Here is a 13,052-nt window from a genome sequence, read left to right as displayed (position 1 = left end):
GCTACACCCGCCACACACGCAAGGAAATCCCATTTTATACGATCGTTCGGGACGGCTTTGCACACCTCTCCCGCCCCATCGGCGCTATTGTCATGGCAACATTCTTACGGAGAGTCCCATGCGCGTCGGTGTCCCCAAGGAAATCAAGAACCACGAATATCGCGTCGGCCTGACCCCGCCCTCGGTCGCCGAGCTGGTGGCGGCCGGTCACGAGGTCATCGTCGAGACCAAGGCCGGCAGCGGCATCGACTTCGAGGACCAGGACTATGTCGACGCGGGCGCGCGCATCGTCGCTACCGCTGCGGAAGTCTTCGACCAGGCCGAGATGATCGTGAAGGTCAAGGAGCCGCAGGCGGTCGAGGTCGCGATGCTGCGCCCGCACCATGTCCTGTTCACCTATCTCCACCTCGCCGCCGACAAGCCCCAGGCCGAAGGGCTGGTGAAGTCGGGCGCGACCTGCATCGCCTATGAGACGGTCACCAGCCCACGTGGCGGCGTGCCCCTCCTGAAGCCGATGTCGGAAGTCGCAGGCCGCATGGCGGTGCAGGTCGGCGCGCATTACCTCGAAAAGCAGCAGGGCGGCCGTGGCATCCTGCTCGGTGGCGTGCCCGGCGTGGCGCCCGCCAAGGTCGCGATCCTGGGCGGCGGCGTCTCGGGCGTGAACGCCGCGCAGATGGCGGTCGGCCTGCGCGCCGACGTCACCATCTATGACATCAACAACGACCGTCTGGCCGAACTGGACATGTTCTTCTCCAGCCAGATCAAGACCGCCTATGCCTCCAAGGCGGCGATCGCGGCGGCGGTGAAGAATGCGCACCTCGTCATCGGCGCGGTGCTGGTCCCCGGTGCGGCGGCGCCCAAGCTGGTCACCCGCGACATGCTCAAGACGATGAAGCGCGGATCGGTGATGGTCGACATCGCGATCGACCAGGGCGGCTGCTTCGAGACCAGCCATGCCACCACCCATCAGGACCCGGTGTTCGAGGTCGACGGCGTGATCCATTACTGCGTCGCCAACATGCCGGGTGCCGTCGCCCGCACCTCGACCTTCGCGCTCAACAACGCCACCCTGCCGTTCGCGGTCAAGCTGGCGAACATGGGTGCCGAGGCCGCGATGAAGGCGGACGCGCATCTGGCGAACGGCCTGAACGTCTCGGGCGGCAAGATCCGCCACGCGGCGGTCGCCGAGGCGCTGGACCTGCCGTTCGAGGCCTGGGCGGGCTAAAGCCGTTCGCGCTGAGCGAAGTCGAAGCGCACGCCCCGGACCTGGCCGCAAGGCTGGTCCCTGGCCTTCGACTTCGCTCAGGCTGAACGGGTTTGAGTGCCTGCAAACCCTCCCCCGCTCCGTTCACGCTGAGCGAAGTCGAAGCGCATTTACGCCTTCGGCCACAAAGTCGATCAGTCCCTTCGCGTGAACGCAGCCAAGCGGAACGCAAACAGAACGTCGCCGTTGATCCCGTCGAAAGGATCACGCCATGACCGACAATCCCAAATCCGAACCCTTCTCCAATGCCGAGAAGGACCCCGATGACTGGACCACCGGCGACGAGCCGATGACGGGCGCGCAGGCCAGTTATCTGAAGACCTTGTCCGAGGAAGCGGGCGAGGCGTTCGACGATACGTTGAGCAAGGCCGACGCCTCCAAGCGGATCGACGCGCTGCAGGACAAGACAGGCCGGGGCAAATAAGCCCCTATTGCCCCATCATCGTCATCGCCTGGTCGAGCAGCATGACCCGCTGCGCGATGGCGTCGCGATAGGGTGCATCGGCGGGGGTCAGCGACAGGGCGCGTCGCCATCGAACACGCGCCTTGGCAAAGTCCCCCGCCCGCATCCAGGCCAGCCCCTCGAAGAAGAAGGGTGCCGGATCGCCAGGCCCCAGCGTCCGCGCGCGGCGGAAGGCGAAGCGTGCGGCAGGCGACATCTGATAGCCGTCATGCGCGAACAGGACATTGCCCAGCTCGGTCCAATAAGGGACGCTGCGCGGATTGCCGCCCACTGCGGCGAGCATGATCCGCACCGCGGTCCGCTTGTCGCCCGAGCGCGCCAGCGCGTCGGCGGCGGTGAACATCGCCGCCTCGCCGCCATAACGCCCCATCAGCTGGCCGCGCAGCTCGACCAGCGCGTCATTGTCGAGCAGCGGGTCGGGCCGGGGCGCGGGTGCGCTCGCCGCCAGCATCGGCCGCCCCTGCCAAGCATAGCCCACCCCGCCCAGCGCCAGCGCCGCGCCCAGCATCGTCCAGAGCGGACGGGGCAGCCCCAACCGCCACGCCAGCGCCAACGCGCCGCCCATCAGCACCAGAAGCGCCAGCCAGCCCATCAGCGCCGCCTCCGAAAGCTGCCGCGCGCGATCCACGCCCCGGCGACCAGCAACAGCAGGGGCGTCGCCCACAGGAGCGCGGTCGCCCCGGACAGCGGCGGGTCGTAGCTGACATAATCGCCATACCGCTCGATCAGCCACCGGCGGATCGCCGCCGGGCTTTCCCCCTTCGCGATACGCTGGCGGACCAGGGCGCGCATGTCGGCGGCCATGTCGGCATCGCTGTCGGCGATCGACTGGCCCTGGCACACGACGCAGCGCAGCTCGCCCATCAGCGCGCGCGCCTGCGCCTCGGCGCGGGGATCGGCCAGCTGGGTGTTGCCGTAATCCACCACGGCCGCGCCGCTCAGCGCCAAGGCGAGGAACAGGCTCATCGCGCCGCCGCCACGTCGCGGACGATCGGATCGACCTGATCGGCGCGGATATCCCCGATATATTGGCGCACGATCCGGCCCCGCGCGTCGATCAGGAACGTTTCCGGCACGCCCGACGAGCCGAGCGACATCTGCACCCGGCTATGCGCATCGTCGCCGATTGCGGCATAGGGATCGCCGTTGCGCCGCAGGAAATCGGCGATGGCCGGGCCCTTATCATGGATCGCGATCGCGTCGATCGGCACGCCCTTCGCCTTCAGCGCCATCAGCTGCGGCGCCTCGGCGATGCAGGGGATGCACCAGCTGGCAAAGACGTTGAGCAGGCGCGGCTGCCCCTTGCCGAAATCGGCGCTCGCCACCCCCGGCTTGCCCGGCACCATCGGGTCGAGACGAAAGTCCGGCAGCGGCTTGTCGACCAGGGTCGAACGGACGGTCGTGTCGGACGGCCGCATCAGCCCGCTCGCCACCACGACGAACAGGATCGCAAAACCCGCCAGCGGCACCCAGATCAGCCAGCGCTTCATCCCCAGAGCGCCTCGCGCCGCCGCTGCTGCCAGCCCTTGAACCAGCGCCCGCCGAGCGCCAGCGCGCCGCCCAGCGCGATCAGCACGCCGCCCAGCCAGATCAGCGTCACGAACGGCTTCCACCACAGCCGCAACTGCCAGCGTCCCGTCGCCGCATCCTGCTGCCCCAGCACGGTATAGAGTTGTCCGTCCCAGCGGGTCGCGATCGCGCTCTCGCTGGTGGTGGTCGGCGGGTCGGTGAAGAAACGCTGTTGCGGGCGCAGCGTGGCGCCGTCGCCGTCGCGCGTCGCGGTCAGCCGCGCCTCCAGCGCCGACCAGTTTGGCCCGACATTGGGATAGATGCGGTCCAGCTGTACCCGCCACGGCCCGACGATCGTCGCTTGCCCCGGATAGAGCGCGACCAGCCGCTCGGCGGTGAACGCGCTGTCGCATGCCATGCCGACCATGCTGACCCCCATACCGACATGCGCGACGACCATGCCCCAGATCGGCAAGGGCGTGCGCCGCCAGTTGCGCCGGGTGACCGGCAGGACGCTGGCGACGATCAACCCGATGCCGAAGGACAGGCCGAGCAGCGACAGGATGGTCATGCTCCCCGCCAGCGTCAGCAGCAGCGCAAAGGTCCCCGCCGCCGCGACCATGGGCCACAACATGCGGATCAGTACCGCCTCCGCCACGTCGCTCCGCCAGCGCAGGGCAGGTCCGACCGCCATCACGGCGACCAGCGCCAGCGCGATCGGCCCGGCGGCGGCCTGGAAGAAGGGCGGCCCGACCGACAGCCGCACCCCGAACCCCGCCGCGACCAGCGGATAGAGCGTACCGATCAGCACGATGCCCAGGATCACCGACAGCAACAGGTTGTTGACGACCAGCCCGCCCTCGCGGCTGACAAAGGCGAAGCTGCGGCCCGCGCGCACCTGCCCGATCCGCGCCCCGAACAGCGCCAGCGCGCCGCCGATATAAAGCCCCAGCAACCCCAGGATGAACGCCCCGCGCCGGGGATCGACGGCAAAGGCATGGACGCTGGTCAATATGCCCGACCGGACCAGGAAGGTGCCGATCATCGACATGGAAAAGGCGACGACCGCCAGCATCACCGTCCAGGCGCGAAGCCCGTCACGTGCCGCCAGCACATTGACCGAGTGAAGCAGCGCGGTCGCCGCCAGCCAGGGCATCAGCGAGGCATTCTCGACCGGGTCCCAGAACCACCAGCCGCCCCAGCCCAGCTCATAATAGGCCCAGTAGGAGCCTGCGGTGATCCCGATGGTCAGCAGCACCCAGGCGCCCAGCACCCAGGGCCGCATCGCGCGGGCGAAGACCGGCCCGACCTGCCCCGTGACCAGCGCGCCGACCGCAAAGGAAAAGGCGACCGACAGCCCGACATAGCCCGCGTAAAGCGTCGGCGGGTGAAAGGCGAGGCCGGGGTCCTGCAACAGCGGGTTGAGCCCCTGCCCCTCGACCGCCGCGGGGTTCAACCGCGCGAACGGGTTGGAGGCGAACAGCAGGAACGCATAGAAGCCCAGCGCGATCGCCCCCTGCGCGGCCAGCGTCGCGACATGCGTCGCCCGGTCGAGCGCGCGTTCCTTCCACGCGACCAAGGCACCGCCCGCACCCAGGATCGTGACCCAGAGCAGCATCGAGCCTTCGTGATTGCCCCAGGCGCCGGCGAATTTGTAGATCCAGGGCTTGGCCGAATGGCTGTTCTCGGCGACCAGCTTGACCGACAGGTCGGTGCCGACGAACACCGCGATCAGCGCGGCCATGGCGATGGCGACCAGCGCGCCCTGCACGATCGCGACCGGCCCGATCGCCGCCATCGCCTGCTCGCCCGCCGCGTCCTTGCGCCGCAGCGCGAGGACGCCGAGCAGCAACTGCAACCCCGCCAGCATCGCGGCGAGCCACAGCGCGGCGAGGCCAGCTTCGGCGATCACGGCTTCAGGCTCCGGCTCTCGTGCAGCTTGCCCGCCATTTCGGGGGGCATATATTTCTCGTCATGCTTGGCGAGCAAATTGGTCGCGACGAAACGGCCATCGGGCTGGAACTGCCCCTCGGCCACGACGCCCGATTTCTCGCGGAACAGGTCGGGGGTGATCCCGGCGAAGGTCACGGGCGTCGTCGCCTTGCCGTCGGTCACGATGAAGCGCACCGTCACCCCGTCGGGCGCACGGCGGACCGAACCCGCCTCGACCATCCCGCCCAGCCGCACCGCGCGGCCCAGCGGCAGGCCCTGCCTCTGCGCGTCGGAGGGGGTGTAGAAGAACGCCGCCTGGTCCTTCATCGCCGACATGGCGAGCAGCACCGCCGCGACGATCGCGGCCAGCGCCAGCAGCGCCAGCGTGAGACGTTGTGATTTGGGCGTCATTTCTCGGCGCGCTTCATCGCCAGATAGCTAACCAGCGTCAGCGCGCCCGCGCCCCCCAGCATCACCGCATAGGCCGCCGCAACGAATGCCCACTGGCTCATGCGCGCGCCATCCGCCGCATCCGCGCCTCGGCCTTGGCCTGCGCCAGCAGCATGCGCATCCGCATCAGCACGATCGCGGCGAACAGGAAGGTAAAGCCGCCCAGCGCGATGGGCAGCGGCCAGAGCAGCGAGCGGTCGATGCTGGAGCCGGTCAGCCCGATCGACTGCCCCTGATGCAGCGTGTTCCACCACACCACCGAGTACCGGATCACCGGCAGCAGCGCGGTGCCCGCCAGCCCGTACAGCGCCGGAATCCGCCCATCGCCGCCGCGATCGGCATCGGCCCGCGCCAATGCGATATAGCCCAGATAGACGAACAGCAGCAGCAGCATCGAGGTCAGCCGCCCGTCCCATTGCCACCAGGTCCCCCAGGTCGGCCGCCCCCAGATCGACCCGGTCGCCAGGCACAGGCCCGCGAACACCGCCCCCGGCCAGGCAATGGCGCGCGCGGCGACCTGCGCCAGCGGATGCCGCCAGACCAGGAGCGACAGGCTGGCCACCGCGATCCCGCTCCACCCGCCCATGCCCAGCCAGGCGGCGGGGACGTGGATATAAAGGATGCGCACCGTCTCGCCCTGAAGATAATCGGGCGGCGTCACCGCCAGCCCCGCCCAGACCGCGATCGCGATCAGCACGACGCCCAGCCCCAGGAAAATCCCGGTGAGCGGACGGGCGATCTTCAGGAAGCGCGCGGGGTTCGCAAGGGTGTGCAGGGTGGCCACGATGACAGGACTGTAAGCGGGTTTTTCCGGCGCGTCATCCGTGTTTCCGGCCAAGCCATTCCATCTTAAGCCCCTCCCGCAGGCGGGAGGGGTTTGGGGAGGGCATGGTGTCTCACAGAGACCATCGCCCGTGACCTGCCCTCCCCCATCCCCTCCCGCCTGCGGGAGGGGCGTGAGACTCATGGAAGTCGGGACCTCTTCCCGCCCTGATTCGTCTTCCCATCGCAGCATCCCTATCAAGGGGAGCAAAGGGGACCCTCACTTCACCATGCCCGTTCTTCTGCTCGCCCTCGTGCTCGCCCCCACCACCCTCCCAGCGCAAACCACCGAACCCGACATCATCGTCACTGGTCGCGGCCTGAGCGACCAGCCGGGCGACCACGCGCTGGATGTGGTGACGATCGACCGTGACCGGATCACGCGGAATGCGTCGCAGCGGCTGGAGAACGTCCTGGCCGATGTCGCGGGGCTCCAGCAGTTCCGCCGATCGGACAGCCGCTCGGCGCATCCGACCTCGCAGGGCATCACGCTGCGCGGACTGGGCGGCAACGCCTCTAGCCGGGCACTGCTCGTCCTCGACGGGGTGCCACAGGCCGATCCGTTCGGCGGCTGGGTGGTGTTCCCGGCCTATGCTACCGGACGGCTGGGGCGCATCCGGGTCACGCGCGGCGGCGGGTCGGGATATTGGGGCCCCGGCGCGCTGGCGGGCACGATCGAGATGGACAGCGCCACCCCCGACCAGCTGTCCCCGCTCGATCTGGCGCTATCCTATGGCAGCCGGGATTCGGTCGATGCGCAAGGGGCGGCGTCGCTGGTGCGGGGCGACGGGTTCCTGACATTGTCGGGGGCCTATGCACGCGGCGACGGCTTCCCCCCCATCGTCGAGGGACAGCGGGGGCCGGTCGACCGCCCCGCCCCATATGAGCAATATTCGGGGGCGGCGCGCGGCGTCGTCGGGATCGCGCCCTCGACCGAGTTGCAGATGACGCTGGCGGCGTTTCACGATGCGCGCGATCGGGGCACCGACTTTACCGACAATCGCTCGGACGGGGCGGATGCCAGCGTCCGGCTGGTCGGACGCGGCGCCTGGGGCTGGTCGGCGCTCGGCTATGTCCAGACGCGGCAATTCGCCTCGCGCTATGCCAGCGTGAACGCTGCGCGGACCGCGGCGACGCTGACGCTCGACCAGTATAATGTCCCCGCCACCGGGCTGGGCGGCCGAGTGGAGGTCTCCCCGCCGCTGGGCGAGGCCGTGACGCTGCGGCTGGGCGGGGACATTCGCGATACGAGCGGGCGGACGCAGGAGCTTTACACCTATGTCGCGGGCCTCCCCACCCGGCGGCGGGACGCGGGCGGTGCGACGCGGACCATGGGGCTGTTCGCCGATGGCAGCGTCGAGGCGGGCGCGCTGACCCTCACCGCCGCCGCGCGGGTGGATGACTGGCGCATCCGCAACGGGCGGCTGGACGAGAATGCGCTGGCGACCGGCGCGGTGCTGACCGACACCAATTTTCCCGACCGTTCGGGGCAGGAATTCACCGGGCGGCTGGGGGTGGCGCTGCGGCCGGTCGAGCCCGTGACGCTGCGTGCGGCGGCCTATCGAGGCTGGCGCCTGCCGACGCTTAACGAACTCTACCGACCATTCCGGGCGGGTGCCGACGCCACCGCCGCCAATGCCGCGCTGAACCCCGAGCATGTCGAGGGTGTCGAGGGTGGATTCGACCTGACGCCGCTTACGGGCGTACGCCTGTCGGGCACCTATTTCCTCAACCGGCTGACCGATGCGATCGCCAATGTGACGATGGGGCGTGGGCCGGGGACCTTCCCCGGCGTCGGCTTCGTTGCGGCGAACGGCGTGTACCGGATGCGGCAGAATCTCGACGCGATCCGTTCGGCAGGCTTCGAGCTGGAGGCCAATGCCCAGGCGGGGCCGGTCAGCGCCCGCGCCTCCTGGTCCCATGTCGATGCCAGGGTCGAGGCATCAGGGCTTGCCGCGCCGCTGGATGGCTTGCGTCCGGCCCAGACTCCGCGCGACCAGCTCTCGGCGACGCTGGCGGTCGCGCATCGCGGCGCGGCGCTCAGCGGGACGGTGCGGCATGTCGGGCGCCAGTTCGAGGACGACCAGAATGTCCGGTCGCTGGCCCCCGCGACGACGCTGGACGCCTATGCGGCGGTGCCGGTCACGCGCGGCTGGCTGATCGAGGCGCGGGCGGAGAATGTGGCCGATGTGCGGGTCGAGGCGGCGTATAGCGGCGCGGGGCTGATCGAACGGGCGACGCCGCGCACCTTGTGGATCGGGGTTCGGACGCGGTTGTGAGTTTGGGGGCGTGCACTTCGACTTCGCTCAGTGCGAACGGGGGTTGGTACCAAGTTCCGTTCAGCCTGAGCGAAGTCGAAGGCCACGCCCCTATCCCCGCTTCTTCACCAGGGCGATCCGCAGGCACCGGCATACCACCTCGCCCCGCTGGTTCCGCGCCTCGTGCCGGAACGTCACCAGCCCCGCGCCCGGTCGCGACTTGCTCTCGCGCAGGGCCGTTACCTCACTCGTCGCGCGCAGCGTGTCGCCCAGGAAGACCGGCGCGGGCATGACCAGTTCGTCATAGCCGAGATTGGCGACCAGCGTCCCCAGCGTCGTCTCTCCCACCGACAGCCCGACCATCAGCGAGAAGGTGAAGGTGCCGTTGACGAGGATCTGCCCGAACTCGCTGGCCCGCGCGGCTTCCGCATCGATGTGCAGCGGTTGCGGATTGTGCGTCATGGTCGAGAAGAGGAGATTGTCCGTCTCGGTCACCGTGCGGCGGATCGGATGGTCGATCCGGTCGCCGATCGTCCAGTCCTCGAAGAAGCGCCCGCTCATGCCGCATCCTCCGCGACGATGCGGACCAGCGCAATGCCCTCCGCCACCTGCCCGCCGGTCTTGGCCTTCAGGTCGGTGACGATGCCGTCGAAGGGCGCGGTCAGGACATGCTCCATCTTCATCGCCTCCAGCGTGACGAGCGGCTGGCCCACGCCGACCGTCTGTCCCTCGGTCACGGCGACCGCGATGATCCGGCCGGGCATGGGCGACAGGATCGCGCCATCCCCCGCCCCGCCCGCCGCCAGCCCATCGGCGCGCCAGCGGGTGAAGGACCAGCTTTGCCCACCCTCCGAGATCAGCACCTGATCGCTCGGCGCCGGGGGCACATCGCCCGCTTCGCTGAAATCGACGGTGATGGGCCGCCCGTCGAGCAGGAAGCGCGCGCTCCGCCGGGGCGCGGCATTGAGGCGGAAGCCGGTCAGTCCGTCCTGCCCGATCAGCGCGGCGGCGGCCTCGGCCAGCGCTTCCTCGGACGGTTCGGGCGGCGGCATCAGCGCCTCGCCCTCGCGTGCGATCAGGCCGGTATCGACCCGGCCGCCCGCGAAATCGACATGGTCGAGCGTCTGGACCAGAAAGCCCGCATTGGTGCGCACCGGCCAGATCACCGCCTCGTCCAGCGCATCGGCCAGCGCCTCGCGCGCCTCCTCGCGGGTGTCGCCATGCGCGATGACCTTGGCGATCATCGGGTCGTACCAGGGGGTGATCTCCGCGCCTTGCTCGACCCCGGTGTCGATGCGGATCGTCGGGTCGTCGCCCAAGTCGAACACCTCCAGCATGCCGATCGCGGGCAGGAAGCCCTTGGCAGGGTCCTCGGCATAGAGCCGCGCCTCGATGGAATGCCCCTGGATGGACAGGTCGCCCTGCGTCATCGGCAAGGGCTCACCCGCCGCGACGCGCAGCTGCCATTCGACCAGATCGACGCCGGTGATCGCCTCGGTGACGGGATGCTCGACCTGGAGGCGCGTATTCATCTCCATGAACCACACGCGGTCGGCGCGCAGCCCTTCGGAGGCGTCGGCGATGAACTCGATCGTGCCCGCCCCCACATAGTCCACCGCCTGCGCGGCGCGGACGGCGGCGGCGCAGACCGCTTGCCGGGTGGCGTCGTCCATGCCGGGCGCGGGGGCTTCCTCGATCACCTTCTGGTGGCGGCGTTGCAGCGAACAGTCGCGCTCGAACAGATGGACGACCTGCCCGTGGCGGTCGCCGAAGACCTGCACCTCGATATGGCGCGGCGAGAGGATATATTTCTCGATCAGCACCCGGTCGTCGCCGAACGACGATGCCGCCTCGCGGCGGCAGGAGGCCAGCGCCTCGGCAAAGGCAGCGGGGTCGTCGACCCGGCGCATCCCCTTGCCGCCGCCGCCCGCCACTGCCTTGATGAGCACGGGATAGCCGATCGCGTCGGCCTCGGCGGCGAGGCGGTCGGGCGACTGGTCCTCCCCCAGATAGCCGGGGGTGACGGGCACCCCGGCGGCGATCATCCGCGCCTTGGCGGCGTCCTTCAGGCCCATGGCGCGGATGCTGTCGGGATCGGGGCCGACCCAGACCAGACCGGCGGCGATCACCTTCTCGGCGAACTCGGCATTTTCGGACAGGAAACCGTAACCGGGATGGATCGCCTCCGCCCCGCTCTCGCGCGCGGCGGCGAGGATGCGAGTGGCGTCCAGATAGCTTTCGCGCGCGGGGGCGGGGCCGATGGCGATGGCTTCATCGGCGAGCCGGACGTGTAGCGCCCGCGCATCCACTTCCGAATAGACCGCGATGGTGCGCAGGCCCATGTCGCGCGCCGTGCGGATGATGCGGCAGGCGATCTCGCCGCGATTGGCGATGAGGAGGCTGTTCATCATCAGGATTCCAGCTTGAACATGATGGCACCCGGGCGTTCGGCGATGGCGTCGAAGATCACGGTCAGGATGCGATCGAAACGCTCACCGATCACCTTTCGCGCGGCGGCGGCGTTGGTGATAGACAAGCTGATCGGTGGATCGACGACCGCGACCAGCAGATCGAACAGCGCGTCCAGGCTGCCGCCATACCATGTGACGCCCGATGCCTCACGGATGCGGGCATGGAAATCGGCCTCGTCCACTAGGGTCGCGCCGTCGATGGCCAGGTCCATGGGCATCACATCCGGAACACCCCGAAGCGGGGTGCCTCCGCGATCGGCGCGTTCAGGCACGCCTCCAGCGCCAGTCCCAGCACATCGCGCGTCTGCGCCGGATCGATGATCCCGTCATCCCACAGCCGCGCGGTCGCATACCAGGGATTGCCTTCGTCCTCGTAACGCTGGCGGATGGGGGCCTTGAACGCCTCCGCCTCGTCCGGCGTCCAGCTGTCGGCATCGCGGTGGACCGTCGCCAGCACGCTCGCCGCCTGTTCGCCGCCCATCACGCTGATCCGCGCATTGGGCCAGGTGAACAGGAAGCGCGGGGAATAGGCCCGCCCGCACATGCCGTAATTGCCCGCGCCGAAGCTGCCGCCGATCAGCACGGTGATCTTGGGCACCTGCGCGGTCGCCACCGCCGTCACCAGCTTGGCACCATGCTTGGCGATTCCTTCCGCCTCGTAACGGCCGCCGACCATGAAGCCGGAGATATTCTGGAGGAATAGCAAGGGGATATGCCGCTGGCAGGCCAGCTCGATAAAATGCGCGCCGTTCTGCGCACTCTCGGAGAACAGCACGCCGTTATTCGCCAGGATCGCAACCGGCTTGCCATGGATATGCGCGAAGCCGCAGACCAGGCTCGCGCCGTACAGCGCCTTGAATTCGTGGAAGCGCGATCCGTCGACCAGCCGGGCGATCACCTCATGCACGTCATAGGGCGCGCGCACGTCCTGTGGGATCAGGCCGTATAGCTCGTCCGCCGGATAGAGCGGCGCATCCGGCTCAGCCAGGTTGACGTCGGGCAGCGTCGGCGGCGGCAGCGTCGCGACGATGTCGCGGACGATCGACAGGGCATGGTCGTCATCCTGCGCGACATGGTCGACCACGCCCGACTTGCGGCCATGGGTGTCCGCGCCGCCCAGTTCCTCGGCCGAGATGACCTCGCCCGTCGCCGCCTTCACCAGCGGCGGCCCGGCTAGGAAGATCGTCCCCTGCCCGCGCACGATCACGGTCTCGTCCGACATGGCGGGGACGTACGCGCCGCCCGCCGTGCAACTCCCCATGACGCAGGCGATCTGCGCGATGCCCGCCGCCGACATCTGCGCCTGGTTGAAGAAGATGCGCCCGAAATGATCGCGGTCGGGAAACACCTCGGCCTGGTGCGGCAGGTTCGCGCCGCCGCTGTCGACCAGATAGATGCAGGGCAGCCGGTTCTCGAGCGCGATCTCCTGCGCGCGGAGGTGCTTCTTGACCGTCAGCGGATAATAGGTGCCGCCCTTCACCGTCGCGTCATTGGCGACGATCATCACCTGGCGGCCATGCACCCGGCCGATGCCCGCGATCACCCCGGCACCGGGCACGGCATCGTCATACAAGCCATTGGCGGCAAGCTGGCCAATTTCGAGGAAGGGCGCGCCCGCGTCGAGCAGTTGCTCCACCCGGTCGCGGGGCAGCAGCTTGCCACGCGCGACATGGCGTTCGCGGGCGGTTTCACTTCCGCCAAGGGCAGCCTTGGCCACATCGGCGCGGAGTCGCTCGGCCAGTGCACGGTTATGGTCGGCGTTGGTGCGGAACGCCGCATCGTCACGGGCGACCCGTGTCGAAAGAATAGCCCCCATCACATCCTCCCCATCTTCGATGGGCAGGGGGGCCGCCGCGAAGCGCTGGTGGAGGGGCGAGGGGCTT

General features: G+C 69.1%; 13 protein-coding genes. 3 read left to right on the top strand and 10 right to left on the bottom strand.

The features are described 5' to 3' along the window. The first annotated feature begins 118 nt into the window (after positions 1-118). Positions 119-1,225, top strand: coding sequence for an alanine dehydrogenase (gene ald, locus QE363_RS06215; protein ID WP_309693226.1), 1,107 nt, complete (start codon positions 119-121; stop codon positions 1,223-1,225). Between the two features lie 250 nt (positions 1,226-1,475). Continuing rightward, the gene (locus QE363_RS06210) at positions 1,476-1,688 is read left to right on the top strand and encodes a DUF3072 domain-containing protein (protein ID WP_307103283.1); all 213 of its coding nucleotides are present in this window, start codon (positions 1,476-1,478) and stop codon (positions 1,686-1,688) included. A 4-nt stretch (positions 1,689-1,692) separates the two neighbouring features. Here the strand turns inward: QE363_RS06210 and QE363_RS06205 are convergent, their stop codons facing one another. The 6 genes from QE363_RS06205 to ccmC form a co-directional block, all read right to left on the bottom strand. Further along, the gene (locus QE363_RS06205; RefSeq protein ID WP_309693223.1) at positions 1,693-2,355 is read right to left on the bottom strand and encodes a hypothetical protein; all 663 of its coding nucleotides are present in this window, start codon (positions 2,353-2,355) and stop codon (positions 1,693-1,695) included. Continuing rightward, positions 2,319-2,693 (bottom strand): cytochrome c-type biogenesis protein, encoded by a 375-nt coding sequence (locus QE363_RS06200; protein WP_309693221.1) that lies wholly within the window; start codon positions 2,691-2,693, stop codon positions 2,319-2,321. Before QE363_RS06200 ends, QE363_RS06205 begins: the two co-directional genes overlap by 37 nt. Next, positions 2,690-3,217 carry a redoxin family protein gene (locus QE363_RS06195; protein ID WP_309693218.1) on the bottom strand — a complete coding sequence of 176 codons (528 nt, stop codon included), beginning with the start codon at positions 3,215-3,217 and terminating at the stop codon, positions 2,690-2,692. Before QE363_RS06195 ends, QE363_RS06200 begins: the two co-directional genes overlap by 4 nt. Beyond that, positions 3,214-5,148 (bottom strand): heme lyase CcmF/NrfE family subunit, encoded by a 1,935-nt coding sequence (locus QE363_RS06190; protein WP_309693215.1) that lies wholly within the window; start codon positions 5,146-5,148, stop codon positions 3,214-3,216. The genes QE363_RS06195 and QE363_RS06190 overlap by 4 nt, the downstream gene beginning before the upstream one ends. Further along, the gene (gene ccmE, locus QE363_RS06185; protein WP_309693212.1) at positions 5,145-5,579 is read right to left on the bottom strand and encodes a cytochrome c maturation protein CcmE; all 435 of its coding nucleotides are present in this window, start codon (positions 5,577-5,579) and stop codon (positions 5,145-5,147) included. Before ccmE ends, QE363_RS06190 begins: the two co-directional genes overlap by 4 nt. Before the next feature lie 97 nt (positions 5,580-5,676). Beyond that, positions 5,677-6,402: a heme ABC transporter permease CcmC gene (ccmC, locus tag QE363_RS06180; RefSeq protein ID WP_309693209.1), complete on the bottom strand. Its 726-nt coding sequence runs from the start codon at positions 6,400-6,402 to the stop codon at positions 5,677-5,679. Between the two features lie 268 nt (positions 6,403-6,670). On the opposite strand from ccmC, the gene QE363_RS06175 reads away from it, so the two are divergent. After that, positions 6,671-8,719, top strand: coding sequence for a TonB-dependent receptor domain-containing protein (locus QE363_RS06175; RefSeq protein WP_309693206.1), 2,049 nt, complete (start codon positions 6,671-6,673; stop codon positions 8,717-8,719). A gap of 90 nt (positions 8,720-8,809) precedes the next feature. On the opposite strand, the gene QE363_RS06170 is transcribed toward QE363_RS06175, so the two are convergent. The 4 genes from QE363_RS06170 to QE363_RS06155 are packed head-to-tail and all read right to left on the bottom strand — an operon-like array spanning position 8,810 to position 12,985. Next, on the bottom strand, positions 8,810-9,259 hold the full coding sequence (locus QE363_RS06170; protein WP_309693202.1) for a MaoC family dehydratase: 450 nt from the start codon (positions 9,257-9,259) through the stop codon (positions 8,810-8,812). Next, positions 9,256-11,109: an acetyl/propionyl/methylcrotonyl-CoA carboxylase subunit alpha gene (locus QE363_RS06165; RefSeq protein ID WP_309693199.1), complete on the bottom strand. Its 1,854-nt coding sequence runs from the start codon at positions 11,107-11,109 to the stop codon at positions 9,256-9,258. The genes QE363_RS06170 and QE363_RS06165 overlap by 4 nt, the downstream gene beginning before the upstream one ends. After that, a complete protein-coding gene (locus QE363_RS06160) occupies positions 11,109-11,381 on the bottom strand; it encodes a barstar family protein (protein WP_309693196.1) in 273 nt (90 codons plus the stop codon). The genes QE363_RS06165 and QE363_RS06160 overlap by 1 nt, the downstream gene beginning before the upstream one ends. Positions 11,382-11,386: 5 nt before the next feature. Then, on the bottom strand, positions 11,387-12,985 hold the full coding sequence (locus tag QE363_RS06155; protein ID WP_405053166.1) for a carboxyl transferase domain-containing protein: 1,599 nt from the start codon (positions 12,983-12,985) through the stop codon (positions 11,387-11,389). Between the last annotated feature and the right edge of the window lie 67 nt (positions 12,986-13,052).

It is taken from the genome of Sphingomonas sp. SORGH_AS_0870 (genome assembly GCF_031453175.1).
Taxonomy (GTDB): Bacteria; Pseudomonadota; Alphaproteobacteria; order Sphingomonadales; family Sphingomonadaceae; genus Sphingomonas.
This window is presented reverse-complemented; position numbering and strand designations above follow the sequence as displayed.

What these genes read in the sequence shown, in the direction of transcription:
- ald (WP_309693226.1), top strand. Translation starts at nt 119, where the DNA reads ATGCGCGTCGGTGTCCCCAAGGAAATCAAGAACCACGAATATCGCGTC.
- QE363_RS06210 (WP_307103283.1), top strand. Translation starts at nt 1,476, where the DNA reads ATGACCGACAATCCCAAATCCGAACCCTTCTCCAATGCCGAGAAGGAC.
- QE363_RS06200 (WP_309693221.1), bottom strand. Translation starts at nt 2,693, where the DNA reads ATGAGCCTGTTCCTCGCCTTGGCGCTGAGCGGCGCGGCCGTGGTGGAT.
- QE363_RS06195 (WP_309693218.1), bottom strand. Translation starts at nt 3,217, where the DNA reads ATGAAGCGCTGGCTGATCTGGGTGCCGCTGGCGGGTTTTGCGATCCTG.
- ccmE (WP_309693212.1), bottom strand. Translation starts at nt 5,579, where the DNA reads ATGACGCCCAAATCACAACGTCTCACGCTGGCGCTGCTGGCGCTGGCC.
- QE363_RS06175 (WP_309693206.1), top strand. Translation starts at nt 6,671, where the DNA reads ATGCCCGTTCTTCTGCTCGCCCTCGTGCTCGCCCCCACCACCCTCCCA.
- QE363_RS06170 (WP_309693202.1), bottom strand. Translation starts at nt 9,259, where the DNA reads ATGAGCGGGCGCTTCTTCGAGGACTGGACGATCGGCGACCGGATCGAC.
- QE363_RS06165 (WP_309693199.1), bottom strand. Translation starts at nt 11,109, where the DNA reads ATGATGAACAGCCTCCTCATCGCCAATCGCGGCGAGATCGCCTGCCGC.
- QE363_RS06160 (WP_309693196.1), bottom strand. Translation starts at nt 11,381, where the DNA reads ATGGACCTGGCCATCGACGGCGCGACCCTAGTGGACGAGGCCGATTTC.
- QE363_RS06155 (WP_405053166.1), bottom strand. Translation starts at nt 12,985, where the DNA reads ATGGGGGCTATTCTTTCGACACGGGTCGCCCGTGACGATGCGGCGTTC.